The sequence below is a fragment of the Planococcus sp. TJ-307 genome, assembly GCF_058268435.1.
In genome coordinates this window covers 17635-42387 of the sequence record NZ_JBZDOJ010000004.1, presented here as the reverse complement: position 1 = coordinate 42387, position 24753 = coordinate 17635, and the positions used below count along the sequence as shown (strand labels likewise).

30 protein-coding genes, 1 pseudogene and 1 riboswitch are annotated in these 24753 nt (G+C 44.4%); of the genes and pseudogenes, 3 read left to right on the top strand and 28 right to left on the bottom strand.

Going from position 1 to position 24753, the window contains the following annotated elements:
* Window positions 1-2: 2 nt before the first annotated feature.
* The 8 genes from fliJ to flgB form a co-directional block, all read right to left on the bottom strand.
* Window positions 3-488 (bottom strand): flagellar export protein FliJ, encoded by a 486-nt coding sequence (gene fliJ / locus AC4EHK_RS14025; RefSeq protein ID WP_490979410.1) that lies wholly within the window; start codon window positions 486-488, stop codon window positions 3-5.
* Window positions 475-1791: a flagellar protein export ATPase FliI gene (gene fliI, locus AC4EHK_RS14020; RefSeq protein WP_490979409.1), complete on the bottom strand. Its 1317-nt coding sequence runs from the start codon at window positions 1789-1791 to the stop codon at window positions 475-477. Before fliI ends, fliJ begins: the two co-directional genes overlap by 14 nt.
* Window positions 1772-2569, bottom strand: a complete 798-nt coding sequence (locus AC4EHK_RS14015) for a FliH/SctL family protein (RefSeq protein WP_490979408.1) — start codon at window positions 2567-2569, stop codon at window positions 1772-1774. Before AC4EHK_RS14015 ends, fliI begins: the two co-directional genes overlap by 20 nt.
* On the bottom strand, window positions 2562-3578 hold the full coding sequence (gene fliG / locus AC4EHK_RS14010) for a flagellar motor switch protein FliG (RefSeq protein WP_490979407.1): 1017 nt from the start codon (window positions 3576-3578) through the stop codon (window positions 2562-2564). The genes AC4EHK_RS14015 and fliG overlap by 8 nt, the downstream gene beginning before the upstream one ends.
* Before the next feature lie 11 nt (window positions 3579-3589).
* Window positions 3590-5230, bottom strand: coding sequence for a flagellar basal-body MS-ring/collar protein FliF (gene fliF, locus AC4EHK_RS14005; RefSeq protein ID WP_490979406.1), 1641 nt, complete (start codon window positions 5228-5230; stop codon window positions 3590-3592).
* A 7-nt stretch (window positions 5231-5237) separates the two neighbouring features.
* Window positions 5238-5534, bottom strand: coding sequence for a flagellar hook-basal body complex protein FliE (gene fliE / locus AC4EHK_RS14000; RefSeq protein WP_490979405.1), 297 nt, complete (start codon window positions 5532-5534; stop codon window positions 5238-5240).
* Window positions 5535-5614: 80 nt separating this feature from the next.
* Entirely contained in the window at window positions 5615-6070 is a 456-nt protein-coding gene (flgC, locus tag AC4EHK_RS13995) for a flagellar basal body rod protein FlgC (RefSeq protein ID WP_490979404.1), read from the bottom strand.
* Between the two features lie 5 nt (window positions 6071-6075).
* The gene (gene flgB / locus AC4EHK_RS13990) at window positions 6076-6477 is read right to left on the bottom strand and encodes a flagellar basal body rod protein FlgB (RefSeq protein WP_490979403.1); all 402 of its coding nucleotides are present in this window, start codon (window positions 6475-6477) and stop codon (window positions 6076-6078) included.
* Between the two features lie 81 nt (window positions 6478-6558).
* Window positions 6559-6645: riboswitch (cyclic di-GMP riboswitch) on the bottom strand.
* A 223-nt stretch (window positions 6646-6868) separates the two neighbouring features.
* Here flgB and AC4EHK_RS13985 point away from each other — a divergent pair.
* Both AC4EHK_RS13985 and AC4EHK_RS13980 read left to right on the top strand, forming a co-directional pair.
* Window positions 6869-7705, top strand: a complete 837-nt coding sequence (locus AC4EHK_RS13985) for a flagellar hook-basal body protein (protein ID WP_490979402.1) — start codon at window positions 6869-6871, stop codon at window positions 7703-7705.
* A 14-nt stretch (window positions 7706-7719) separates the two neighbouring features.
* The gene (locus AC4EHK_RS13980) at window positions 7720-8562 is read left to right on the top strand and encodes a flagellar hook-basal body protein (protein ID WP_490979401.1); all 843 of its coding nucleotides are present in this window, start codon (window positions 7720-7722) and stop codon (window positions 8560-8562) included.
* 271 nt (window positions 8563-8833) lie between these two features.
* Here the strand turns inward: AC4EHK_RS13980 and flgL are convergent, their stop codons facing one another.
* The 13 genes from flgL to AC4EHK_RS13915 all read right to left on the bottom strand — a co-directional run bounded on the left by flgL (window position 8834) and on the right by AC4EHK_RS13915 (window position 18204).
* On the bottom strand, window positions 8834-9661 hold the full coding sequence (gene flgL, locus AC4EHK_RS13975) for a flagellar hook-associated protein FlgL (protein WP_490979400.1): 828 nt from the start codon (window positions 9659-9661) through the stop codon (window positions 8834-8836).
* A 17-nt stretch (window positions 9662-9678) separates the two neighbouring features.
* Complete coding sequence (flgK, locus tag AC4EHK_RS13970; protein ID WP_490979399.1) at window positions 9679-10983, bottom strand: flagellar hook-associated protein FlgK; 1305 nt, start codon at window positions 10981-10983, stop codon at window positions 9679-9681.
* A gap of 26 nt (window positions 10984-11009) precedes the next feature.
* Window positions 11010-11495, bottom strand: coding sequence for a flagellar protein FlgN (locus AC4EHK_RS13965; RefSeq protein ID WP_490979398.1), 486 nt, complete (start codon window positions 11493-11495; stop codon window positions 11010-11012).
* 28 nt (window positions 11496-11523) lie between these two features.
* Entirely contained in the window at window positions 11524-11793 is a 270-nt protein-coding gene (gene flgM / locus AC4EHK_RS13960) for a flagellar biosynthesis anti-sigma factor FlgM (protein WP_490979397.1), read from the bottom strand.
* Window positions 11794-11823: 30 nt separating this feature from the next.
* Window positions 11824-12252: a flagellar protein gene (locus AC4EHK_RS13955; RefSeq protein WP_490979396.1), complete on the bottom strand. Its 429-nt coding sequence runs from the start codon at window positions 12250-12252 to the stop codon at window positions 11824-11826.
* Between the two features lie 109 nt (window positions 12253-12361).
* On the bottom strand, window positions 12362-12787 hold the full coding sequence (locus AC4EHK_RS13950) for a flagellar basal body-associated FliL family protein (protein ID WP_490979395.1): 426 nt from the start codon (window positions 12785-12787) through the stop codon (window positions 12362-12364).
* A 10-nt stretch (window positions 12788-12797) separates the two neighbouring features.
* The gene (gene motB / locus AC4EHK_RS13945) at window positions 12798-13562 is read right to left on the bottom strand and encodes a flagellar motor protein MotB (RefSeq protein ID WP_490979394.1); all 765 of its coding nucleotides are present in this window, start codon (window positions 13560-13562) and stop codon (window positions 12798-12800) included.
* Complete coding sequence (motA, locus tag AC4EHK_RS13940) at window positions 13552-14349, bottom strand: flagellar motor stator protein MotA (protein WP_490979393.1); 798 nt, start codon at window positions 14347-14349, stop codon at window positions 13552-13554. Before motA ends, motB begins: the two co-directional genes overlap by 11 nt.
* A 354-nt stretch (window positions 14350-14703) precedes the next feature.
* A complete protein-coding gene (gene fliS / locus AC4EHK_RS13935; RefSeq protein ID WP_490979392.1) occupies window positions 14704-15081 on the bottom strand; it encodes a flagellar export chaperone FliS in 378 nt (125 codons plus the stop codon).
* A gap of 21 nt (window positions 15082-15102) precedes the next feature.
* Window positions 15103-15492 (bottom strand): flagellar protein FliT, encoded by a 390-nt coding sequence (locus AC4EHK_RS13930; RefSeq protein ID WP_490979391.1) that lies wholly within the window; start codon window positions 15490-15492, stop codon window positions 15103-15105.
* Window positions 15492-16970: a flagellar filament capping protein FliD gene (fliD, locus tag AC4EHK_RS13925; protein ID WP_490979390.1), complete on the bottom strand. Its 1479-nt coding sequence runs from the start codon at window positions 16968-16970 to the stop codon at window positions 15492-15494. The genes AC4EHK_RS13930 and fliD overlap by 1 nt, the downstream gene beginning before the upstream one ends.
* Window positions 16971-16987: 17 nt before the next feature.
* Entirely contained in the window at window positions 16988-17332 is a 345-nt protein-coding gene (gene flaG / locus AC4EHK_RS13920) for a flagellar protein FlaG (RefSeq protein ID WP_490979389.1), read from the bottom strand.
* A 128-nt stretch (window positions 17333-17460) separates the two neighbouring features.
* A complete protein-coding gene (locus AC4EHK_RS13915) occupies window positions 17461-18204 on the bottom strand; it encodes a glucosaminidase domain-containing protein (protein ID WP_490979388.1) in 744 nt (247 codons plus the stop codon).
* Between the two features lie 190 nt (window positions 18205-18394).
* Here AC4EHK_RS13915 and AC4EHK_RS13910 point away from each other — a divergent pair, with 190 nt between their 5' ends.
* A complete protein-coding gene (locus AC4EHK_RS13910; protein ID WP_490979387.1) occupies window positions 18395-19264 on the top strand; it encodes a DNA endonuclease in 870 nt (289 codons plus the stop codon).
* A gap of 19 nt (window positions 19265-19283) precedes the next feature.
* Here AC4EHK_RS13910 and AC4EHK_RS13905 read toward each other — a convergent pair whose 3' ends face one another.
* From AC4EHK_RS13905 to AC4EHK_RS13875, 7 genes and pseudogenes are all read right to left on the bottom strand, one after another.
* Window positions 19284-19523 (bottom strand): hypothetical protein, encoded by a 240-nt coding sequence (locus AC4EHK_RS13905; RefSeq protein WP_490979386.1) that lies wholly within the window; start codon window positions 19521-19523, stop codon window positions 19284-19286.
* 71 nt (window positions 19524-19594) lie between these two features.
* The gene (locus AC4EHK_RS13900) at window positions 19595-19771 is read right to left on the bottom strand and encodes a YjfB family protein (RefSeq protein ID WP_490979385.1); all 177 of its coding nucleotides are present in this window, start codon (window positions 19769-19771) and stop codon (window positions 19595-19597) included.
* 429 nt (window positions 19772-20200) lie between these two features.
* Window positions 20201-20314, bottom strand: a pseudogene (locus AC4EHK_RS13895) (flagellin); the annotation flags it as partial.
* A 344-nt stretch (window positions 20315-20658) separates the two neighbouring features.
* Window positions 20659-21969, bottom strand: a complete 1311-nt coding sequence (locus AC4EHK_RS13890) for a flagellin N-terminal helical domain-containing protein (protein ID WP_490979384.1) — start codon at window positions 21967-21969, stop codon at window positions 20659-20661.
* A 174-nt stretch (window positions 21970-22143) separates the two neighbouring features.
* Window positions 22144-22368: a carbon storage regulator CsrA gene (csrA, locus tag AC4EHK_RS13885; protein WP_490979383.1), complete on the bottom strand. Its 225-nt coding sequence runs from the start codon at window positions 22366-22368 to the stop codon at window positions 22144-22146.
* Window positions 22369-22370: 2 nt separating this feature from the next.
* Window positions 22371-22820, bottom strand: coding sequence for a flagellar assembly protein FliW (gene fliW, locus AC4EHK_RS13880; protein ID WP_490979382.1), 450 nt, complete (start codon window positions 22818-22820; stop codon window positions 22371-22373).
* Window positions 22821-22926: 106 nt separating this feature from the next.
* Window positions 22927-24744: an adenylate/guanylate cyclase domain-containing protein gene (locus AC4EHK_RS13875; RefSeq protein WP_490979381.1), complete on the bottom strand. Its 1818-nt coding sequence runs from the start codon at window positions 24742-24744 to the stop codon at window positions 22927-22929.
* Between the last annotated feature and the right edge of the window lie 9 nt (window positions 24745-24753).

Here is a 24753-nt window from a genome sequence, read left to right as displayed (position 1 = left end):
GCTTAACTTCCTTCCGCTAAGCTGTTCGCTTTAGCCATGCGATAAAATCGGGTACTTGCCATTTCGTCAAAAAAGCTCTGCTCCGCTGCTTTGCTTTCTTCTTTGAAATGATTTAACTTCTGCTGTTTTAAGTTTTCCCAAGTTTTTTCTTCCTGCGCTTTTTTTTGCAGCAAGCCTTGAGACGTTGAAACATTTTTCTGCAAATACTCCAACTCTCTCTTAGAAGACAGCGATTGATCCTGGAGCTGATGGATATATCCCTCCAGCATTCTCAATTCTGAAATATTAACGCCGCTTTGCTGCTTGGTGTTTTTCAATTGTTCGATATCGCTGATTTGGCTTTGAATGGCTTTGTTGCGCCGGTGTCCCACTTCGTGCTGTTTAATGGCTTCAGCCATTTGGATCTGCGCAAAGCCCTTTTCATTTTCTTTTAAATCCAATATTTTTTGAAACCGAAAGTTGAATTGTGTCAGTTTAATCGCCCCCAAATTGTGCTGATAGCCGCTCTATGCTTTCTTCTAGCTTGGCTTTTTCGTAAATATCTTGCTGCAAGTACTCTTTGATCAGTGGATGCGATCGAATCGCATCATCAATCTCTTTATTGGCGCCGCTCTTGTAAGCACCGATGTTAATCAGATCTTCCGAAGTTTCATAAGCTGCCAACAAGCGTTTGAATTCCCGTGCTGCCAGCTGATGTTCTTCCGACACGACTTCATGCATGACCCGGCTGACGCTGGCCATGACGTTGATCGCTGGAAACTGGCCTTTTTGGGCAATTTTGCGGTCCAGCACGATGTGGCCATCCAAAATCCCGCGCACCGCATCGGCAATTGGTTCATTCATGTCGTCGCCATCCACCAGAACGGTGTAGAAAGCCGTAATGGAACCTTTGCTTGAAGTACCGGAGCGCTCCAGCAACTTTGGCAACAAGGCAAAGACGCTTGGTGTGTAGCCTTTACTGGTCGGCGGTTCACCTACCGCCAGTCCGACTTCCCGCTGTGCCATGGCAAAACGGGTAACCGAGTCCATCATCAACATGACATTTTTTCCTTGATCTCGAAAATATTCGGCAATTGCGGTCGCTGTCAGTGCTGCTTTAATGCGCTGCATCGGTGTCTGGTCCGAAGTTGCTGCCACTACCACAGATTTTTTCAATCCTTCAGGACCGAGGTCACGCTCAATAAAATCACGCACCTCGCGCCCTCGTTCGCCAACTAAGGCGATGACATTGATATCGGCTTCGGTATTGCGGGCAATCATGCCCATCAATGTACTTTTCCCGACACCGCTTCCGGCAAATACGCCAACACGCTGGCCTTGCCCAACGGTCAACAATCCGTCAATTGCGCGGACCCCGACTTCGAGCGGTTTATCAATGCGTGGACGCTTTAGCGGATTGGGTGGTGCATTGTTCGTGGAATACTTTTTCAATCCACGCGGCAATAAACTCTCATCCAGCGGCATTCCCGTTCCATCCAGGATTTTCCCCAAAATGGAGGGACCAACTTTGATTTGAAGCGGGCCTCCTGTGGCGACTACCAAGCATCCTGGACCAACTTGCGACAAGTCCTGCAGCGGCATCAGCATAATTCGATTTTCTCTAAAGCCGACCACTTCCGCTTCAATCGGCGGTTCATTGCGGTTCGGATACAAGAGGCAAAGTTCGCCGATTTTTGCGTTTGGCCCACGTGATTCGATCGTCAACCCAATAACCTGGATCACTTTCCCATGCTTTTGGATGGGTTCAATGTCATTCAGCAACTCCAAATATTCATCTTCCCACAAGTTCATCGTTGGTTTTCTCCTCACAATAAGCGAGCAATTGGCTTTTGATTTCATCCAGTTGATTGTCGACTGTGGCGTCGTAAGATCCGCTCACCGTGTGAATCCGGCAACCGCCAGGCGACAGATTTGCCACTGGAACCAGTTTCAGTTCGGAATCGGCTTTAATATAGGTCTTTAGCTCTTCTAAAAATGGAATAATCATCGGGTAGTCTTCAGCGGAAACTTGCATCGTCACATCTTCCGATTCCTCTACCTGCTTTAATGCATGCTGGATAATGTGCAGCAGCTGCTTCGTGTCTTGGCTAAGTTCATTATGAATAATTTTTTCAGCAACTTTGACACTTAAGGACAACAAGAAAGGTTCGGCCTGCTGGATAATGTTCGTTTTTTCTTCATAAGCTGTTTCCAGCAAGCGGGTCATTTCCATCCGTTTTTCAACGCTGTCCTGTTCCGCTTGTTGAAGGCCTTCCGAAAATCCGGCTTGAAATCCTTGCTGCTGTGCTTCTTGCGCCAATGCTTCAGCATGTTCAAGCGCTTCACGCTGCTTTTCATGCCACCATTCGCTGATTTCCTGCTGCGCAGTTTGCTGATCGGTCACTATCTGATTTTGCAATTGCTCCTGACGAGTTTCCAATTCAGCGATTTCCTGCAGCAATTGCTGGCGCTGCTGCCTTGGATCCAATTCCTGTTCACTGAAAACGGTTCGTTTCATTTCAATCTTTCGGGTTTGGATAATTTTTGTCTCGCTGGATGGAGTTTGTGAAAGACGAATGATGTTAGACAATCACTTCATCCCCTTCACCCCCGCGGGATACGGCGATTTCCCCTTTTTCTTCCAGGCTGCGGATCAATCCGACAATGTTGGTTTGTGCATTTTCGACATCTTTCAGCTTCACTGGCCCCATGACTTCAATTTCTTCACGGATTACATCTGCTCTACGCGACGACATATTGCGGTAGATGCTGTCTTTCACTTCGTCACTTGCTACTTTCAAGGCAAAGGTTAAATCAGCATCGCTTACTTCACGCACAATGCGCTGAATTGAACGGGTGTCCAGATTGACGATATCTTCGAAGACGAACATGCGCTTCTTGATTTCCGCAACCAAATCCGGGCTGTCACCTTCAAGTTCAGACAAAATTGATTTTTCTGTACCCCGATCGACGTTGCTCAAGACACGGACAATCGCTTCGACTCCACCGGTAGCTGTGTAGTCCTGTGTTCCTGTAGCGGTCAATTTCCGTTCCAAAATCTGTTCTACTTGATGAATGACATCCGGTGATGTGCTTTCCATCAAGGCAATTCGTCTGGCCACTTCTGCCTGTTTCTCGTTCGGCAGCTGCGACAGAATCTGCGATGATTGCTTGGCGTCCAAGTAGGACAACACCAACGCAATGGTTTGCGCCTGTTCATGCTGCAAAATATTTAAAATTTGAATGGGATCTGCTTTTCGCGCAAAGCTGAACGGCTTTACTTGAAGCCGGTTGGATAGGCGATTAATGGTGTCCATTGCCTTGTCTTTCCCCAACGCCTGCTCAAGAATATTGCGGGCATAACCCAAACCGCCTTCATTCATATAATCCTTTGCCAAAACCATTTCATAAAATTCGTCAATCACTTCTTCTGTCTGGCTGTTCTTTAATTGACGGACATTCGAAATTTCCATCGTCAATTGGTCGATTTCCGGCTCAGTCAGCTGCTTAATAATTTCTACAGAGATATTTGGCCCCAGTCCCACCAATAAAATGGCCACTTTCTGAATGCCTGTTAATTCGTTCATATGTCTAACCATTGGCTACTCTCCTAGTCATCTGCCATCCATGTCCGCAACAATTTAGCAAAGTCATCAGGTCTTCCTTTGGCAAGCTTTTCAATCGTTCTTCGTTTAGGATTTTCTCTGGAACTAAACTCGGATAAATCGGATTCGTCTTCTTCTATTTCGATGTTATTAGACTTGGCCAATGCCTGTTCGAATGCTACAAAGTCATATTCTTCTTCAAGCACTTCTTCTTTCTTCCTTCTGCGAAGCAATAGCAATGCAATGACGATGATCAATACCAATACAACGGCCGCTGCAATGACAAGAAGCAAGTTGTTTGGTATACCCGCCAGGAAGGTTTCTGCTTCTTGTTCTTCCTCAAGTTCCGGACGTCCTTGGAATTCGGTTGCGAATACAGAAATCCGGTCTTCCAGCTCCACTTCAGTTGCAGCAAATTCATTCATGCTTAATGACGTACTAACTGCATTCTTCAAGAGATTGCTGATGTCCGTTACATTTTCCTGTGTTAAGCTTGCCGGATTTTCCGGAATTGGCGGCTCTACTCCCACATTGATCGTAATGTCGTCAATCACGTAAGGGCTCATTTCAATTTGACGGTTGATCCGGTTAACTTCACTGTTGATCCGTTCTTCCGTTCTCTCCGACTCGCTGTTTCCAGCACCGTCCAAACCTGGATAGTTGGCAACTTCTGTTTCACCAGTGCCAGCCGCATCTTCAACAACCACGCCTTCACTTGAATACGTTTCGACGATGCGTTCTACACTAATATCCAAACCTTCGTTGTTTTCAATATCAACGGGTTCAACCAATTGCTCTTCCCGTTTTTCTTTTGTGAAATCGATATTCGTCATAACAGAAACAACCACTTTGTCTTGCCCAAGCAATAAGCCGAGCATTTGCTGCAGCTCACGCTGAATGTCTTGTTCGATGCCTTTTTGAATTTCACGATGCTGCTGGTATACCGACAGATTGGTATCTGCCTGTTCAGCATCCTGCGCTTCAAACACTTGGCCGTTCTGGTCCATAATGACAATTTGTTCAGCTGGCAAACTTGGAACCGATTTGCTGATCAAGTGATACAAACCATTTACTTGCTTTTGGTCCAACTGAAATGTGGGATCGCCTTGAACCACAATAGACGCTGTAGATGTTTGTTCTTCGTCCGTAATCCACACATTTTCTTTCGGCAGCGTAATCATGACATTCGCTTCTGTCACACCATCAATTTGTTCTATTAAATACGCCAATTCGTTTTGCATAGCGTCCCGTTCGACCACATCAAAATGGCGATCGGTCATTCCGAGACCCATGTTTTCGCTGAATATGCCGTAATTGACATTGCCGTTCTCCGGTATGCCTTCTGCAGCCAGGCTGACTTTTAAGTTTGCCAGTTGCTCTTCAGGTACGCTGATTGTTTTGCCATCGGCCGATACTTCCACCGGAATGGCCTGTGCTTCTATCGCCGTCTTAATCTCGCCTGCTTCGGCTGGTTCCAAATTCGAATACAGCACCGAAAACTCAGAGCGGTTATTGAGAAAAACAAAAACAACCAAAATAATTAAGGTAAGAAAAAAAGAACCGATCACAGCCCATTTCGTGACAGGAGAAAAACTGGTCCATGACTCGGTTAACTTGGTTTTATATACGGAGACTTTCTCTTTCATTTACGTATCATACCTGCATTCTCATTACTTCTTGATACGCTTCAACAACCTTATTGCGGACCTGCATTGTCATTTGCAACGACAAACTGGCCTTTTGCGAAGCAATCATGACTTCGTGTACATCCTGTACTTCTCCTGTCACCAATTGGTTGGTCAGTTTGTCTGATTCATTTTGTGCTTTGCTTACTTCTTTTAACGCGTCTTTAAATATTTGTCCAAACCCTTCAACTTTATTTTCAGGCTGAACTTTATCGAACAATTGATTTTGGATAAAAGGTGTTTGAATCTGGCCGATTTTCTCCATGGGGACCTCCTTATAGAACTATATATTTTGTGTTTTTCTTTTCTGCTCTGGCTTAAGCGGCATACTGAAAACTGAAATGATTACTTCCCGATCTCCAAAGCTTTCATATACATGCTTTTTGAAGCATTCAATGCGGTAACATTCGCTTCATAAGAACGGGTTGCGGACATCAGGTCCACCATTTCTTTCAGCGGATCCACATTGGATGTTCGAACATAGCCATCTTCTCCTGCATCCGGATGTTCCGGGTCGTAAGACAAGTTAAACGGTGTATCATCTTCTCGAATTTCCGACACCTCAACACCAGATACTGCCGTGTTGTCTCTATTAATAACCGACTGCAGTTGATTGGCAAAAGGCGAACCACCGCTTTGCGACAATTCCACTGTTTTTCGGCGATAAGGAAGCCATTCTCCATCTACAAGCTCTGCCCGATTTGTATTGGCGTTTGCAATATTGGCGGACACGACGTCCATCCGCATACGGTTGGCGGTTAAACCTGAAGCACTAATATTAAAGCCACTGAATAAACTCATCTTTTTTATCTCCCTCCATTAATAACTGAACTGAGACTGTTGAGCTTGCCGTTGACCCGTTCGGTAACTGCGTTGTACCATAATTGATTTTTTGCTAACTCCGCCATTTCAACATCCATATCGACATTGTTGCCATTGTTGTTGTATTTTGTGGAGCTGTTGGTAAGAATTTCAGTTTTGCCTAGTGAAGATTCATTGCTGAATGAGAGGTGCCGATCATTGGTTTTGTAGCTGGAGAGGCTTTGATTATTTATTGCGGTATCCATTGCCGCTTGAAAATCGACTTTTTTGCTTTTGTAGTTGGCCGTGTCCACATTGGCAATATTTGCTGAATGCACGCGTTGTCTTAGTGTCGAAGCTGAGAGCGCTTGTTCCATGGACTCAAGCGATTTAGGGAATATACTCATCAAAAAACTCCTTTTTTTTACAGTTAGATAAGTAATAAAAATCCACCTCTAATATAGGTGGATTCGAATCAAATCTACCATTTTGGTGACCCGGCTGCCGTGTACACTGTGTATTTAGGCCCGTGGCTTTGCGTATTTACCTTTCGAGTAAATTTGCCTTTTTCATAATGATTTTCTAGTATTTATTTATTAAACTCGTTATTTCGTACTATTTTCAAAAATTAATATCAAAGTGATAGTATCACGTTTCTACATTTTTGTATATTTTTCTTTTGTAAAAAATTAAATGATATATTTTCCATATTAATATATTCGCCTCTATTTATTTCTCATATTTAGTGATATACTACGCGATAACTACCATTAAGCTACTAAGAAGGAGAAAAAGCCCATGTTTCGTGGATTATATACCGCTACATCAGGGATGATGGCCAATAATAGGAATCAACAAATATTGACAAATAACCTATCAAACGCCAATACTCCAGGTTTTAAAGGAGATCAAACCGTCTTGCGCGCTTTTCCAGATCAATTAATTACAGCCATCGAGAACGGAAAAAAAGGTACAATAGTACCACAAAATATCGGGACTTTAACCACGGGTGTATATGCCCAAGAGGGTATTCCCTCATTTTTACAGGGACCGTTAAAAGAAACAGGCAATTTAACCGATATGGTGCTGATGGATGAATTACTCCCAACAAATCCAGAAACCCAACAACAAGGTTCGATGGTTTTTGCAGTAGCTACAGAGAACGATGAAGTTCGCTACACAAAAAACGGAACTTTTTCTGTTAACACTGAAGGTTTACTGACAACCAGCGATGGGTTTCCCGTCCTAGGCCAAAACCAGCAACCGATTCAAGTAGGTTCTACTGATTTCACCGTGGCAGACAATGGCCAAATCACTTTAGCAGATGGTACGCAAGGAGATCGCTTGTGGATCGGCTATACGGAAAATCCACAACAATTTGTTAAACAAGGTCAGAATCTTTTGCGCTGGGAAGGCGAACCTGATGCCCTTCCTCAATTTATCGATAATGCTGCTCTTTTGAATGGAACGGAAAGTTTTGTCAAACAAGGGTTTATCGAACAATCGAATGTGGATTTGACGAAGACCATGACAGACATGATGACATCTTACCGCGGCTTTGAGTCAAACCAAAAAGTTATTCAAGCTTATGATCGCAGCATGGAAAAAGCAGTGAATGAAATCGGGCGCGTCTAGGAGGAATTGTAACGTTGAACATTCAAATGAACACCGCCAGCAACACCATGGGTGAGCTGCAAAAAAAAATCGATTTGATCGGCAATAACATTGCCAACGTGAACACCAATGGCTACAAACGACAAGAAGCCAGTTTTTCAGATGCACTTGTCTTATCCATGGAAAAACAAGTCGGACCGCAAAATGAAGTGGGACGAATTACGCCTTACGGTTTGCGACTGGGTGCCGGAGCAATTTTGTCCCAAACGGCAACCCGCAATGAACAAGGCTCTATGACCCAAACGGATCGTCCGCTTGATTTTATGATTCAAGGCGAATCGGCTTACTTCCGCGTTGAATCGGAAGGAAATGCATTTTATACAAAAGATGGATCTTTCCAAGTCCAGCCAGTACCGAACTCAAATCAAGTAAGTTTGGTTACCGCGAGCGGAGATGCCGTTTTGGGAGCCGATAATCAGCCGATTGTTTTCGACAATGATTACGACACGCTTCAACTAAATGGTAATGGCACGTTGGAAGTCTCCTTTAGAGACCCCAACAAACAACCGGCTGACATCCAAATGGGCATTGCCCAAATAGATCGGCCGGAATCGCTTGAAAAAATAGGCGGCAACCGTTTCCGCCTGACTGGCACTGAAGCTGAACAACTCGCCAACGGCAATTTGCAGTTTGTCAATTTGGCTCAGCAAAATGATGGAACAATCGCTATTAAGCAAGGTGCCCTTGAATCTTCCAATGTTGAATTGGCAGATGAGATGACCGAATTGATTGCGACGCAACGATTGTTCCAATCACAAGGAAGAGCTATTTCTTATGCAGATGACATGATGGGCTTGGTTAATACGATTAAAGGATAATACAAAAAAGCAGGCGTCCCATTGGGCGCCTGCTTTTTTTGCTGTTGTGTAATTTTTTTATGTAGAAGAAATCGCTTCAGGCGGACGCTTTCCGCGGGCATGGCCTCTGCCGCTTCCCTCGCTTTGCTCAGTCCAGTGGCTCCGGCTCATGCATTCCCGCAGGAGTCGCCGCCTTTCACTCTTTCTTCTAGGCATCGTCAAAATAAATAGAGTTTTTTTGCTCACCACTCACCAAGCTGGTTTGCGCAATATTACATTTAGAACTTGCTTCTTATCTCAAAAAGTCCATCAAACTCGGCTGGATTATTTTTGATGACGCAGCGAGGCTTGCCTGGTAGACGCTTTCTTCGCTGTTCAGTTTGATGATGGCTTCTGCGTAATCGATGTCTTCGACTTTTGACAACATCGACTTGAGTTGAAGGTTGGTATCAAGCAAGCGATTTTCAACTGCTTCCACGCGATTTTGGCGTGCGCCGTTTTGAGCTCCTACGGTCAACAACCGCTCCATTCCAGTATCGATTTTTTCCAAATCAATCGCAGTTCCAGATTTTAAATTTGTGGAGATGTCTTTCAGAGTTTCGAATAGATTGGCTTCATCTGCTTCAGTCCCAAACAAGTCATCCGGCAAAACACTTGATTGAATGCTGATGCCTTCTCCAATGTTGAACGTTCTCGGCGCCAGATCGCTGCCGTTGAACAAGGACTTGCCGTTGACTTTGGCATTCGCCAGTTGGCGCATCTGCTCAGTCAACTCTTCGACTTCGGCAGCAATTGACGTACGGTCGTGTTCAGACAAACTGCCGTTATTTCCTTGAACCGCCAATTCGCGAACGCGTTGTGTAACGTCTACCATGGAAGTAATGTGCTGATCAGTTTCATTCATCCACAGGTTGGCTTCATTGGTGTTTCGCTCGAATTGGGTATTGGCAGCAAGTGCACTTTTCAAGTTCATCGCTTTGCTGACACCGTTTGGGTCATCCGATGGCCGGTGAAGCAATTTCCCAGTCGACACCTGGTTGTTGATTTTTTCAAAGCGGCTTAAATTTTGGCTCATGTTGTTAATGGCATTTTGGTTGATTGTTTGCTGTGTGACTCTCATTTTGCTTCCCCCTTTACTTACCGGGCGGCCATGCGGTTGATGATGGTATCGAGCATTTGATCTGTCATCGATACTAACCGCGCTGCCGCATTATATGAGTGTTGATATTTAATCAAGTTGGCCATTTCCTCATCCAGGGAAACACCGGTCACTGACTGTCTACGATTTTCAGTTGCTTGAAGAGCTGCACCATGATTGGCAACGGAGTTGGTCGCTGCTTGACTTTGTGCGCCCAGCTCGCTGACCAATTTTCTGAAATCACTTTGTGCTGTATCGCCCGTTGTGACTGGCTGCTTTAAAGGATCCGCACCGTAATTGACTTCCAACTGAGAAATATTAAATTTAGCTTCATCACTGCGAATGAATAAAGTTTCTTCCAATTCATCATCTTCTAACGCTGCAGCTGCCTCCGTCTTCGTCAACATACCATTCGCTGTTGCAAAGCCTTCAACAACATCGTTTAACTTTTCTTGATACTTTATTGCAATGCCCATCGACTCGCTTAAACCGGCTAATTTGCCGCCGTAGATTTCGTTTTCAGCAGATATAGGCTTGTGCTCGATTTCTGTAAATCCCTTTCCAACTTCCTCGTTGTCGACCAACGATTGACCGTTTGAAGCCAGAGTGATCGTGTAACTGCCATTCGCTTTTTCATCGACTTTGACTGACATTAGCGTTGAGAGTTTTTCCACCAACACATCGCGCTTGTCTTGCAAATCGTTTGATTGGTCACCTTGGCGGACAATGCTTTTGTTCAACTCGGCGATTTGTTTTAAATAGCCATTCGCTTCAGCAACAGTCGCTTCCGACTGTTGCGTCAGTTCGGTTTTCAAGTTATCCATCGATTTGTTCATCGATTGGGCCACTTCGATAAAGGCTTGGGCACGTTGTTTTACAACCTCCTGTGCAGAAGAACTGCTTGGATCGTTTGACAAGTCTTGCCATGCGTTCTTCAGTTGGTCCATTGCGTTGTTCAAACCGGTGCTGCTTGGCTCGTTGATGACGGTTTCCAACCGGTCCAAAGTTGTCTGCTTTGCTTGCCACTGGCCAAGTGTTTCTGAATGGTCCCGGAATTGCCGGTCAAGAAATTGGTCCCTTACACGAGTGATGGAATCGAGGTTGACGCCCGTGCCAAGCTGGCCTGTACTCGCTCCCTGAGCCGTCCAAATATCCAAAGAAGGCGATGCACTGGAATTCACTTGCTGGCGTGAGTAGCCTTTGGTGTTAACGTTGGCGATGTTCTGTCCCGTCGTTGAAATGCTTGCCTGGCCAACGGATAATCCGCGTTTTCCTAATTCTAATCCGTGAAATGATGAAACCATGAGTTTTCCCTGCTTTCCGACAACCGTTAAGCTCTTGTATCGAAAAAGCCCTGATTGTTTGATTGTGGTTTTTGCTGCACTGTTGGTGATTGGTAATTAAAATGTTGTTGTTTCGTTTTTGTTACTTGGGTAATCATATGTTGAACAAAGCTCATCGAGTCTTCCAGGATTTTTTCATTGACTTTGTTTTTCGCCTGCAGCTCAATTAAAAGCATTTGTAACGTTTTCAATTGTAAGTGAAGCTCTTGTTTTACATGTTCATCTGAAATTTGTTCCGCAAACTGGCTAAATGTCAGTCCGGGATGCTCTTCCAGTACGTCGGCCACCAGCAGCTGCCGCTCTTCTTCCAATTGGCTCAGCTGTTTGACCAGCTTTGCTTCCTCTTTTACAAGTTCCGTCAGTTCATCGACTTTTCGTTCGATCAGTACCGTCTGCTTGCGTTCGGCGTAGCGGATAAGCTGCTTTTGTATGCTGATCAATTCGTCCAGCGTGTTTACTACTAAATTCAGCATCCGATACCCTCCCCATCATGTGTTCTCTTTACTTATCAAACCAGAATTGATATACCTGTTCGGCTACCTTGTCGCTGTTGACTTCATATTCGCCCGCTTCGACCTGGGCTTTCAGAAGCTGGATTTTTTCCTGTCTTTCAATGTCAACATTGGTATTTTTCTCGAACATGGCTTTCGCTTGGTTAGAAATCTGCAATTCGTCTTCTTTTTGCAGCGATTTCGTTTTGGCGGCCGGAGCCACCTGCAATTTTTGATAAGCTTGAATAAAGGAAGAACCATTTGTTTTGTCAATATTCATTCCTTCACCGCCCTCTAGTTTAGTTGTGGTCTATTTCCGTACTTTCCAATACTGCGCATTGATCTTTGGCCGTTCTCGTTTTCTTCCGGTTGCTTCTAAAAACTCCTCAGTCTTCAATGTCACATTGATCTCATGCGAGAACTCTTTGTAACAATCGTCGCAGAGGATCTGCCTTTTGATCAATTTACTACAATGCTTGCACGGGTAACCCAAATTTGGGAAGTCATCCGCGTAAATACGTCCGTCGCGAATAAAATCGGAAATTTGTTTGGTGGAGACCGTTGTGGCTTGGCTAATCTCTTGCAAATCTGCAAAGCGATTGGCTTCGATTCTTAAAAAATCGTTCACCAACTTGAATTCCTGCTCGATTTTTTTGTAGCAGTTCAAACAGTAGTCCGTATAGTCTTTGAGGAATAGTGTACCGCAAATCCGGCAATTATCTAGTTGATTGGTTCCCATAGTCACTCACCCGATCTTCTCTATAGATTTATATCGGCAATTTTACCGAAATGTTTAGCGAAATTCCAACTTTTTCGCTTCCATGGCGAAGAACTTTATCTATACTTTTTTATTGCATTTTAAATTCAGTTACCAGTATTCGGTCGACCGTTCCTTTTTCAAAAACTTCGGCTAGGCGTGCTGCTAGCTCTTCTTCGAGCATTTTAATGCCGCCTTCTCCAGCTAGTTCATCTTTTGTAAAACTAGCAACTGTCGAAATCACCGCAGCTCGTACTTCAGCCGTTCGCTTTTCGGCTTCTTCTTTTGTTTCAACATCACTTAGCAGAATGTTAAACTGCACAATTCCGAAATTTCCAGGAGACGCTAGATTTGTCGTAATCACATCCGTATCAATGCTCATTTCTGCCAGTTCTTCTGCACTTAACGACTGGTCTTCTTCCGCTTTGGCATCTTTTTGCCCAACGTAAAATGCGGCTCCCCCGCCAATAATTGCGGCCACAATGACAACACCAATGATTTTCTTCCATTTTCCCATGGGACACCTCTTATTCTTCAGTTTCTTTTTCGAAAGGTGATATCAACACTTCCACACGACGGTTTTCTGCACGTCCTTCAGGTGTATCGTTAGTTGCAATCGGCTGGTATTCGCTGTAACCAGTCGCGCTAAATTTTTCCGGTTCTAAATTATCATTTTCAAGAAGCAGTCTCATAAAATTGATGGCACGTGCAGCACTCAATTCCCAGTTTGTCGGAAATTCACTTGTACCAGTTGGAACATTATCCGTATGGCCTTCAATGAAAATCATCCGTGGCGGATCGGAAACCAGCAAGTTTGAAATTTCAGCTGCAATTTCTTGTGATCCGTCGATGATATCGGCGCTCCCCGATTCAAACAACACGCCTTCTTTAATGGTAATCATCAGGCCTTTTACCGTCATTTCGGTTTGCAGACGCGGCGACAACCCTTTTTCTTCAATATACGCATCGATCTTTGTTTGAAAGTCTTGCAATTCCTGCTGGTCTTTAGCAGCCAGAATTTCTTCCGGGCTTTCACCAGAAGGCGGATCTTCACTTAACTCTGCTGATGGCGATGGATCGAAACTTTCAACCGGTGCTTGTTGATCCAATATGCCGGTGCCGCCTTGCAGTTCGACGTTAAATGATTCGGCGATGGCATTGAATTTTGCAACATCCACTTGGCTGGAAGCAAACAGCACGATAAACAAAGCCAAAAGCAGTGTCAAAATATCAGCATAGGGCAACAGCCAGGCTTCATCGACATGGTCTTCATGCTTTTTTTTACGCTTCAACTTGAACACCGCTTCCTTCTTCAGATACTAGCACACGGTCTTTCGCCGGCAAATACGTCAACAGTTTTTCTTCTACTGTACGGACCGGCAGGCCTTCTTGTACAGCCAGCAAGCCTTCCAGCATAATCATTTTGGTTTTCGCTTCTGCTTCTGATTTTCGCTTGAGTTTGTTGGCAAATGGATGCCATAGGACATACCCTGAGAAAATACCGAACAAGGTCGCGATAAACGCAGCAGAGATGGATTTACCAAGCAGCGCTACGTCATCTAAGTGACCCAGTGCGGCCACCAGTCCGATAACGGCTCCAAGCACACCAAGCGTTGGGGCATATGTTCCAGCTTGCGCAAAAATTTTCGCGCCCAGTTCGTGGCGTTCTTCCATTGCGGCAATTTCTTCTTCCATCAAATCGCGAATGTGTTCGTGCGACTGGCCATCGACCACCATTTTCAAGCCGCGCTGCAAAAATGGATCTTCCACTTCTTCTGCTTTTTCTTCCAATGCCAAGAGGCCTTCTTTTCGGGCAAGTCTGGACCATTCCGTGAATTGTGGAATGATTTCTTTAATGGAGACTGATTTTTCTTCTCTGAATATTACTTTGAACAAGCTGGGAATTTTTTTTACTTCTTCCATCGGAAATGCAACGAGGATACAGGCGATGGTTCCGGCAAAGATGATGACCAGCGCTGCTGGATTATACAATGCGACCGGGCTTGATCCTTTGAGGATCATACCGCCAATCAGCACAACAAATCCCAATATGACTCCTATCCATGATGTCTTATCCACGTTCATACCTCTTTTCGTTTACATGTGTAATTGTTTTTGCATTAGACTTTCAAATGATATTCCGCAAAACAACTCCGCTTTCGGGCCCGCAGGATGCGGGTCATGCAGCTGGCGCGACAGGACGTCGCGGTGCCAGCTGCCAAGGGCTTGCGCCGAACTAACTCGGGCTGAACGCCCGAGTGGATTTCTTATATGTCGTTGCACTGCTTTCGCGGGAGTCTCCGTTGTTTTGCTCCATATCTTAGTAGCGAAGATTAAATAAAGACAAGTTAAAGAATTAAACAGAACTTCCATTCTAAATTTGCTTACGATAAAACTCTTAAAGAAAGTATTTTAAAATCCTGAGTGATTCACTTATTTACTTTTCGCGAGTGCCATGGCTTCTTTCCAAATGTTGCGCATGTCTGTCATAAGGGTTTCGACTTCTTCGAGTGCGGCTAAGTCATTTTTTGTGTTGGCTTCCAGAAGGCGCGTGTACATGTATTCATACATTTGAGCCAGTCCGGTCGACATTTCGATTTTCAGGTCTAATGTGATACGGAGTTCCTGGACGATGTTTTGGGCTTTGATGATGTTGGTGTTTTTTTCTTCGAATTTTTTATCTGCCATTGCGCGTTTTGCCAGTTTCATGAATTTTAAGCTGCCGTTGTACAGCATCAGGGTCAGTTCTTGGGGTGATGCCGTCAGTGCTGAGTTTTGCTGGTAAGTTTGGTAAGGATTAATTGTTGCCATGTGTTCTTTTCCCCCTAGCTTTTAGTTCCGTTTGTCGATAAAAGATCCTTCGGTAGATACCGTTTGATAAGCACCGCTGTACTTTTTTGAGATTTCTTTTGTCTGGGCAATACGATTGATTTGGGTGAAGAAGGATTGGTGCAGATTGTTGAGCAAAAGGTTAAGCTGATGATCGATCTCCTTTACTTGCTCAATGATCGATTGCTCCTCGGCGGTCCACTGGAAGTTTTTTTGCTTCATGAACGTTTCTAATTGTTTAATGGATTGCTGGCGGCGGTAAAAGATTGTCTCTAATGCTTCGACGCTGCCTTCTTCGTTTGCTTCCATCCGAGAATTGATATGATTGGCTTTTTTGTAAAGTTCCTGTGTCTGTTCCAGAAAGGCATGCATAATTGTTTTTGTGCTAGTCATCATGAGCCACCAAACATGTTCTGCTGCATCCAGGTGCTTTGTGAGTTCATCTGACTTAATGCTTTCTCCATGGCTGTGAACTGCTTCCAGTAGCGGTCTTCGATGCGTGTCAGGCGATCCTGCCAGCGGCTGATTTCATCGTCCATTTGTTTTATTTTTTTAGAAAGCGTGCTGTTGTCGACAGAGCTTGACGTGCTACCTGCTTTATCGCTGAGGTTTTTGACGACTGTGTTTAATGTGTCATAGACTCTTGCTCCAACACCGTTCCCTGCAGCGTCACGAGTTGTGAACAGTGCCATGACTTCGTCCGGTTTATTGGTCAGCGCTTCACTTAGTTTTGCTTCATCGATAAATAATTTTCCGCCTTCTGTATACGAGCCGGTATTAATGCCTATCTGTGACAAATGGCTGATGTTGCCTTCCGCAAGGCCGGACACGCTGTCCATAAAGGCTCTGCGCAAGTCTTGCATAGCAGATTTCAAAACCGGATCATTGCGAAGCAATCCGCTCCGGGCTTTTTCTTCCCATAATTCGATTTCGTTTTCTGTCAGATCTTTTTTCTGTTCGTCAGACAAGGGCTGGAAATCCGGGTAGCGTTTTTCGATCAATTGCTTTTGGATGGTTTCCAGTGTTTCGTTGTACTTTTCAACAAAGTCTTTGATCATCGCCACTGGTTTCTCAGGATTGGATTGGACGTTGACGATTTCTTCTGTACCCACCTGCAAAAGGTTGACCGTTAACCCGTTGACCGTTGTCTGATTGGTTTTCAGGTCTTTAATTTCAATACCATCAAACTTGATGGCGCCGTCTGTTGCTCCAGCAGCTACAGCTGAAGTCGAGCCATTGTTCATAATTTTGTCAGCCAGTGCTGCGTTTGCAGTTGTGCCGTCTGCGGCTGTAAAATTCATCGTAAAAGCTTGTTCTGTTCCCAATCCTTTGGATGCGATGAAGAAGCGGGAGGTCGTATTGTCAAAGCTTGCTCGCAAAGCCGGAACTGATGCCGCTGTTGCATCTTGAATATTTTTGGCTACATCTGCAAACGTATCGGTGGCCGCTATGTTAATGCTTACGCTGCCCACATTAATTTTCCCGGCAACGCCAATTTGGTCCGTCGACCTTGCAGCAGCGCCTGCCGAATTTGTAACTCCGAGCGCTGAGTTCAACTTCGCTGAGCTCGCGACGCTTGTTACTTCCACTTTATACGACCCGCTCATTGCATTCGGTGTCGTCGCTACTGAGAAGCTTGTCGGATCTGGCGACGTTGCGCTGTACGAGTTGAACGACGACTGCAGCCGCAAATTGCTGGCGCTCGTCCGTAGGTTCGACATGGACAGGTTGGCATCGCGAACTGATTCCTGTTGCCATTCTGTAAATGTTTTTTGCTGCATTAATTTATCCAAAGGCATTTTTTGGATTTTCATCATATCTTTAACGATTGATTCTGTATCCATACCTGATGCTAATCCGCCAACACGCATAATAGTTCACTCCATTCTTATCGTTTCTCATCCACAATCAGGCCCGCAAGTTCGGCCATCGATGCGTACATATCCAAAAACTTCTTATTGGGAAACTCGCGCAGAACTTCATCTGTTTTCGAGTCGATGATCTGTACGTAATAAACTTCCAGCTGCTCGTGAAGCTGAAACTTAATGTTTGTTGAAGTAGGCTCAAGAAACTCGTTCATTACCTCAACTTTGTCCTTAAGCATTTCTTTTGTTATGGGTTTAGCGGGTTCCTGGAATTTGTTCTCTTCAGGAACTGTTGCTTCTTTCGGGGCTACCGGATTGGGTTCACTGGTTTTTGGAAAATATGGAACTGAATGATTGGTTATTTCCATGATGGGCACTCCCTTAGTCTTCTAAATTCGTTAAAAAGCTCTCTATTATTAGTTATCGGCAGAAACAGGGATTTTTTTAGCAAAAGATCAAAAAAAATAAGGCGGGTTTGTGAAAACCCTGCCTTATTTTATGTGAGTTTGGAATAATGATTGCTGACGCCTTGTGTCCAGTGGTTGTTTAACCCGGTTGGATCATTGGCGGCTCCAACCGGCGCGTATTTTGCTCCGATTTTCGCGATGGTGTCTTTGCCTTCATTTAAATAGTTTTGACGCAAGTTGCGGGCCATGTCGAAAATGCTGTCTTCTACAGAAGCATAGCTTCGTAAACCATTCTTGCCCATCATGCCAGCGACGTTGTTTTTGTCATTCACTGCGCGCGATGAGCCGTTGCCGGTTTCATGGATGGCGATGGCTGACAATAAGTTTGGATCCAAGTCATATTTTTTCCCAGCATTGATGAAGTGAGCCGCTGTGCCTTCAAGTTTGCCCTCTAAGGTGTTGTCCAATTTAATAAACTGCGTCGGTCGGAATTTCAAGTCACTGGTGTCGGTTGCTGCAGTGGGAACTTCTTTTGTGTTGAGCGGCGAGATCGTAATAGCCGGGTTATAGGAATTAGCCAAAGGTGCCGTCAGCGGCGTAGTCAAAGACGGCAACGCTGCTTGAACACCGTTTTGGGGAGCCGCTCCGGTATTCGTTTGTTCCTCCATGCTTTCCATCATGGCATTCATCAGCATCGCAAAAAACGTGCTGGGGCTTGTCGAACTGCCAATGGAACTGCTGGCACTGTCGGTTTGGCCTAAAGCAGGCATCGACTTGGCCATTGTGGCGATCGTGTTATACAAAAGGAAATTAGAAGAAATCGGACTGGTCAATCGGTTTCACATCCTTTATCGGAGTTAATTATGTTTAGTGTACAAGATAACGAAGAAAAAAAGAATAGGATAATTGTGGAAAGGACGTTTATTTTTTATTAGAATCAGAAAATTCTATTAGAGAATAGACATTAGTGACTAATTTGGAGTATATTAAATAAGAACAAATGTTCTTAAAAGGAGTGAGAGCATGGACTTATTTTCTTTGACCTCAATTGAACAAAACGTTCTGATCGCAAGCATTCTGGGTGATGGAGAAATTACTAAAAGGTACGCTGGTTCTCGGCGCAAAAACAATAGCTACAGAGAACACTTCAGTATTCAACAATTGGATTACCGCATTTGGAAATCGAACCTGCTGCCTTCTAACTTTTATTTTAATAAATCACGTTCTATGCTCCTTTCTCCTTCCCTGCCTCTTTTAACTCAAATGTTTGAGCATTTCTACAACTTGAATGGGGATAAAATAGTCTCTTTAGAAATGCTAAAACTATGTAAATCTCCATTGTTTTTAACGACCTTATATTTGGATGATGGTTCGTTATCGATTTCTGTTAGCCGAAACGATTTGAAGAAAACCATCTATTTAACACCTCATATTTACCTTTACCTGCAGTCTCTTTCCCTAGAAGATTTGTGTAAATTAAAGCTGCACATCAATACTTATTTTGGAGTGGAATTCAATACCAGCAAGAGATCTGATGGTTTTGGCTATATTTTAAAAACTACAAAAGTCAGCGAAACAATGAACTTCTTGAAAGTAGTTGGTGGCGCATCCAGAGATTGCCCTTCCATGTATCACAAAACTGATTGGGGTCACCGTTTGTTAAATGAAATTAAACGGTACCAAGAGTCTCATCCAGAGTATGAAGTAATTGTGAGTTCATCAGACCGAAAAAGAAATTATACGGATGAAGAATGTAAGTTATTGTGCGAAATGAAGAAGGAAGGCAAAACCGATAAAGAAATTGCAGCTCACTTGAACCGAACTTACTGGTCCATCGTTTATAAATGGGCGGAGCTAAGAAAGAATAACAAAAACCTTATGCCATTAGATTAAAATCAGACTCCTACAGTTCTCAGTGCAATGAGATTTTCCTTCGATTTCCGAGTAAACTATATTCCTGTTTCAATATTTCTAAGAGCCTATTCAAATGCTCTCTTTCGTGCACCGATAAACCATTTCCCGCGGTATACTCAGCAATCCTTTTCATCTCCTGCAGCTTCCCATCCATTTGATCTAAGATATTAATTTGTTCCTTAGTCCATTGGAGCTGTTCTTGAAGAAATTCTTTTCTTTCATTCTGCTCTTTATCCACCATATCACCTCTTCATCATTTCATATAAGCAAAAGCCATGGAATATTCCATGGCTATCATTCATGAAAATCTTATCCTTTTAAATCAACAGACCCACCAATATGAGGCTGAACAGACAGCTCCAGCATCTTCACGACATCTTGGCCATTTGTTTCGGCTTGGTCTATTGTCTTTTTCATAATCGATACATTAGCTTCAGTTCGGACATTCATCTGGCTTAATGCCATTGATAGTGCGGCGATATCCATTAGATTGCCTCCTTATAAAAAAAGGAGCCTAAAATCAGGCTCCTTTTGATCATTAAGATTAACGCAGTAATTGAAGAACAGCTTGTGGCTGTTGGTTGGCTTGCTTTGCCGCTATGTCTTTCGATCATAGAATAGACTATATCTTCACCCTCTATTTTGAGGGGCTGGGCACTTCGAACGGCGCTTGCCGCCCTACGGATTTCATCGTCATAGCTTGTGCCTTAGACGGTTTATCCTAGTCGTTGAACCTTCCCCACTCTTTCGAGACAGGAGCTTGGCTGCTGATTATCCATTGGTTCATCCTCATCGTTTTCAGACCGTCACGCTTACCGTTTCCAGTTACGTTGTGGTTGATGGGGCTTTAGGAAGTTCCAGCAATTCACCCAGTTATACTCTAACCCGTTACCCGGTTAGACGCCCTAGAATCAATTATCTCAACAGTTGTAAAACTGATTGAGTCATTTGATTGGATTGAGCCAACATTGCTTGTGCAGCTTGACTAAGAATTGAATTCTTAGTTTGTTCCATCATTTCTTTCGCCATCGTGCGAAACATTTACTTTCATAAATGACTAGACTATATCTTCACCCTCTAGTGTTAGTAGGGGTCGGGCACTTCGGATCGATCAGTGGTGATGGCCACTGTGTCACCTACGGATTTCATCACCATAGCTTTTGCCTTAGATGGTCTATCCTAGTCGTTGAACCTTCTCCACTCTTTCGAGACAGGAGCTTGGCTGCTGATTGCCCAATCTTTCATTTTTTCGAGCCGTCACGGTTGCCGTTTCCAGCTGCGTTGTGGCAATAAAAGCTATCAGGGGTTTCCAGCAATTCACCCGATCGTAATCTCTGGCTGTTACCGGCCAGGACGACTGTACCTCAACTCGCTTACGCGGCTTCGGTATAATCAACGTCGCGGATGCGTGATTCTGCAGACGTTAGGTTTTCAGCTGATGTGTTCAAGTTGTTGATTGTGTGATCTAAACGATTTTGAATTGCACCTAGTTTAGAACGTTCTGAAGAAACGGATTTAATAGCCGTATCAATATTAGTGATTGCAGAAGAAGCTCCTCCTTGAGTTGTTACATCAAGACCTGCAATTCCTAAGTTACCTGCATCCATAGCATTAATGTTAATGCTAATTTCTTGTCCTGCATTCGATCCAATCTGCATAGTTAATTGATCACTAACGTCAATAGTGCTTCCATTAACTGTCGCAGCAGTTGTACTACCTTCATCAGCTTTTAAATTGAATGTTAAGCCTTCAAAGTTACTTGTTCCACCAGTTACTGTAACTTGGTTTCCTTGGTAAGAGAATGTTGCTCCAGCAGCTGTAAGACCAGCTGCATTAGTACCAGTAGCATCAACAATAGCATTAGTTGCAGTAGCAGCTGTAAAATCAGTTGCACCATCTAAGCTACTAGCAGTTGCTTCAGAAACAGAAAAGACTTGATCTGCATTTGCCGCATTCGATTCAAACTTAAATTCACTAGCTGTAGCATCCCATGTAGCAGTTAACCCATCTACAGTGCTTGTAATTTGTTTAGCCAAGTCCTCAAATGTTTGTCCCGCAGTTGTACCAATATTGTAAGTTTTCCCATTCGATTCGATAGTAAGAGAACCAGCAGTATCTACAGTATTTACACCGGCAGCAATTGTTAGTGAATCTGATGCCTTAGTTGCTAGAGTAGCATTGCTGCCAAAAGTTAGTGTTCCAGCTTGTGTAGAAGAAGACATTGAAAGACCTGTAATGTTTTGAGAATCATTAGTTTTGGTACCAATTTCTCCAGTAAGTAACTTTTTAGAGTTGAATTCCGTTGTATTCGCTATTCTATCAACCTCTTCTGTTAATTGGCTGATTTCTTTCTGAATTTCAGCACGATCATCTGCTGTGTTAGTATCATTTGCAGACTGAACGCTTAACTCACGCATACGTTGAAGGATGTCATGTGTTTCATTTAATGCGCCTTCTGCTGTCTGCATTAACGAGATCGCATCTTGGGAGTTTTTAGAAGCTTGCTCCAACCCACGAATCTGTCCACGCATTTTTTCAGAAATTGAAAGTCCAGCTGCATCATCTTTCGCGCTGTTGATGCGCATACCTGAAGACAACTTCTCCATGCTGTTTGCCTGAGCGTTCGTTGCGCTGCTCATTTGGCGGTGAGTGTTTAAAGCTGTGATGTTGTGATTGATAATCATTGTGTATTACCTCCGTGTAATGTTTTTTTGTTTTTTGTAAGCGCCCAAATCCTTTTGAACTGCCTTACATAAGTTATATCGGAGGGGTTTAACAAATGTTTAGTGTTTTTTGAAAGTTTTTCTTTTTTATTTTGAACCCATGTAAAAAGCCTGCAAAATCTGCAGGCTTTCGCTCTATTTCTTCCGCATGCTCACAAAGTCATTTAAGTTGATGACATTTGAAGTTGCTTGCCTATTCTCTTCTTGAATCTCCAGGTACACTTCTTTCCGATGGATGGTCACTTGCTTCGGTGCGTTGATGCCGATCCGCACCATATCGCCTTCTATCGAAGTAACTGTGATTTCAATGTCGTCGTTGACAATGATGGTTTCGCCCTTTTTACGTCCCAGTACTAACATTTTTACACCTGCCTTGCAGCGTCGCTCTGGAATAAAGCTTGCTTAATCTGGTAGTCTTTGTTGTTCAGCACGATCTGCATACCGGTTTGTTTTTTATTGTTAATGACCAGTGGCGCTTTTAAGTTTGTCGTTGCTCCGCTAATGTCGCCTTTGGCCGTCACCGTCGTCAGCACAATGGCATCTGCCGGATCTTCCAGCTGCAGCCGCTCGACCATTTGCTCTTCCAGCTGGATGTCGTAATCCTGGAAAAACGTAAACGGATCGACCAGGAAGAAACTGACTTCCACCGCTTCTACCGACTGCAGGAAAAAGAATGGCGATTCTCCTTGTGCGTCCGCCGGTATCAATACGTATTCCTTATATTCCTCAAACCCCGGAATTCCTTTATCAAACGTAATGACACGTTCTTGCCCCAGTTCCACTTCACCGAATTGCTCTGTTTGAATTTTCATGCCCAACTCCCTTTCCTTAACAAAAAAATGCCTCTTAAGATAAAGATATCTCAACAGGCATTTATTAACAATGAATATTTCATTTGCTCCATCTATTGGAAACTCTTTATCCGACTTGCTCAACAATTATTACATCTTCTTTTAAACGAATGCGTACCAATTCAGCTGCGCCGTCGATTCCCTTCAAGAGGGCTGAAAACTCTTCCAGCTCGACGTCTGTCAGCAACCCAGCTGACAGGGGCTGCGCCAAGACCTCCCGACTGATGATCACGTCGCCCCCTTCGCCCTGCCCCTGAATGCGGGCTGCGATGTTAACGGTTCGTCCAAAGTAATCAAGGCGGTCATTGGAGTTGACGGCAATGGCCGGTCCGCTGTACAAACCGATGCGCAGCACCAGGTCTTCATTGGCAGTCGCATTGAATTGCGCCAAGTTTTTCTGGATAGTTAACGCAGCTCTTAAGCCATCCTCCGGTTTATGAAAGACTGCCATTACGGCGTCGCCAATGGTTTTCACGACGCTGCCAGAATTTTTCTTGATGTGCCCAGTCAAAAAATCGAAATGGCTGCGGACTTGTCCATAAGCACCCGAGTCGCCGATTGTTTCGTACAGTAAAGTTGAGCCTTTTAAATCGGTAAACAGGATTGTCACGTGATCGATGCCAATTTTCTGGCCCGGCGACAGCACTTCGGAAGAAAACAAATCCCTGAACTCCTGCATCGCGGTGACTTTGGCAGCTGTTACGGCCTGCTTGTTCCAGTCGGAAAGTTCCAACGCGACGACAATGTCTGCCGAACTGGAGTTGGTAATGACCACATCACCATTCCCTGATACTGCATGCTGTGACCAGCCCAAATCCGAATACTGGAGCTGTGTAGCTTCTGCTTCTTGATCTAGCGCAACTTGGTGATTTGCCTGAAGCACGCGCAAACGCAAGGCATCTTCACCCTTTGGAATTGCAAAGCTTGTGGTTTTGCCCCTTTCGATCACTTGCTGTGCTTTGACATGCGGGGTAATCATAGGGCCGCCGATGCAATACACTTCAGCGTAGGCTTGGCGCACGCTTGGATGGATGGAAAAGTTCAACTCGACATACTGATCAAAATTGGCATCGTAGTTCACGCCGCACAAGTCGCAATGAAATTCCTGCTCCAGCTCTGACAAAGAGTTATGCTCCACTTTTGAAACGCGGCAGTTCGGACAAATGACGTTCCAGCTGAGGTTCAGCAAGCCGGCTTTTGTGGCGTACAGCAACACACGAAGAGTATCGTCCAAATCGGCATTCCATAGTTTCGCCACTTGGACCGGTTCGATTTGGGCGACGTCGTGGTCGCCTTTTTCGGCTAAATACCGGTGCAGCAATTCGACATACTCATTTTTAACAGGCGACTTGGCAAGCAAAGCCGACAGGCGATCCAGTTCCGGCAGATTGATTTTGGCGGATACTGGTTTTTGCGGTGCTTCGAAAACAGCGGTTGCGCCTGACGCTAAATAATCATCCAAATACCGCATGATTTTTTTGACAGCCGGCAGGCCGGTTGCCCAAATAGCGGCGTACCCCACTGGATTGACCGGCACAAAATCCGCGGTCAGCTTGACACGCGTTCCATTTTTGCCATTGTCGAACAGCTCGACTTTTAGGCTGTAGTGTTTCATCGGCCCGGAAAGATAGCGGCGTTCGACCGTGTAACTGTCGTTTTCCTGCCATTGGAACGGGAACTCCTGCCACGAAATGGGGACAAGCCCCAGCACTTTAGCATGGGCTTCCCGGTAAAACACTTCCGATCCGTCTTGTTTGGCCGGGCTGAAGTTGACTGGGAACAGGCCGATATACAAATTCATGCGGTTATTGTCCGCCAGCAGCTGCCATGCGGTTTTACGATCGAGTGCATATTCTTTTTCAAGCACGTACGTTTTTGGTTTCATGTTGTTCAC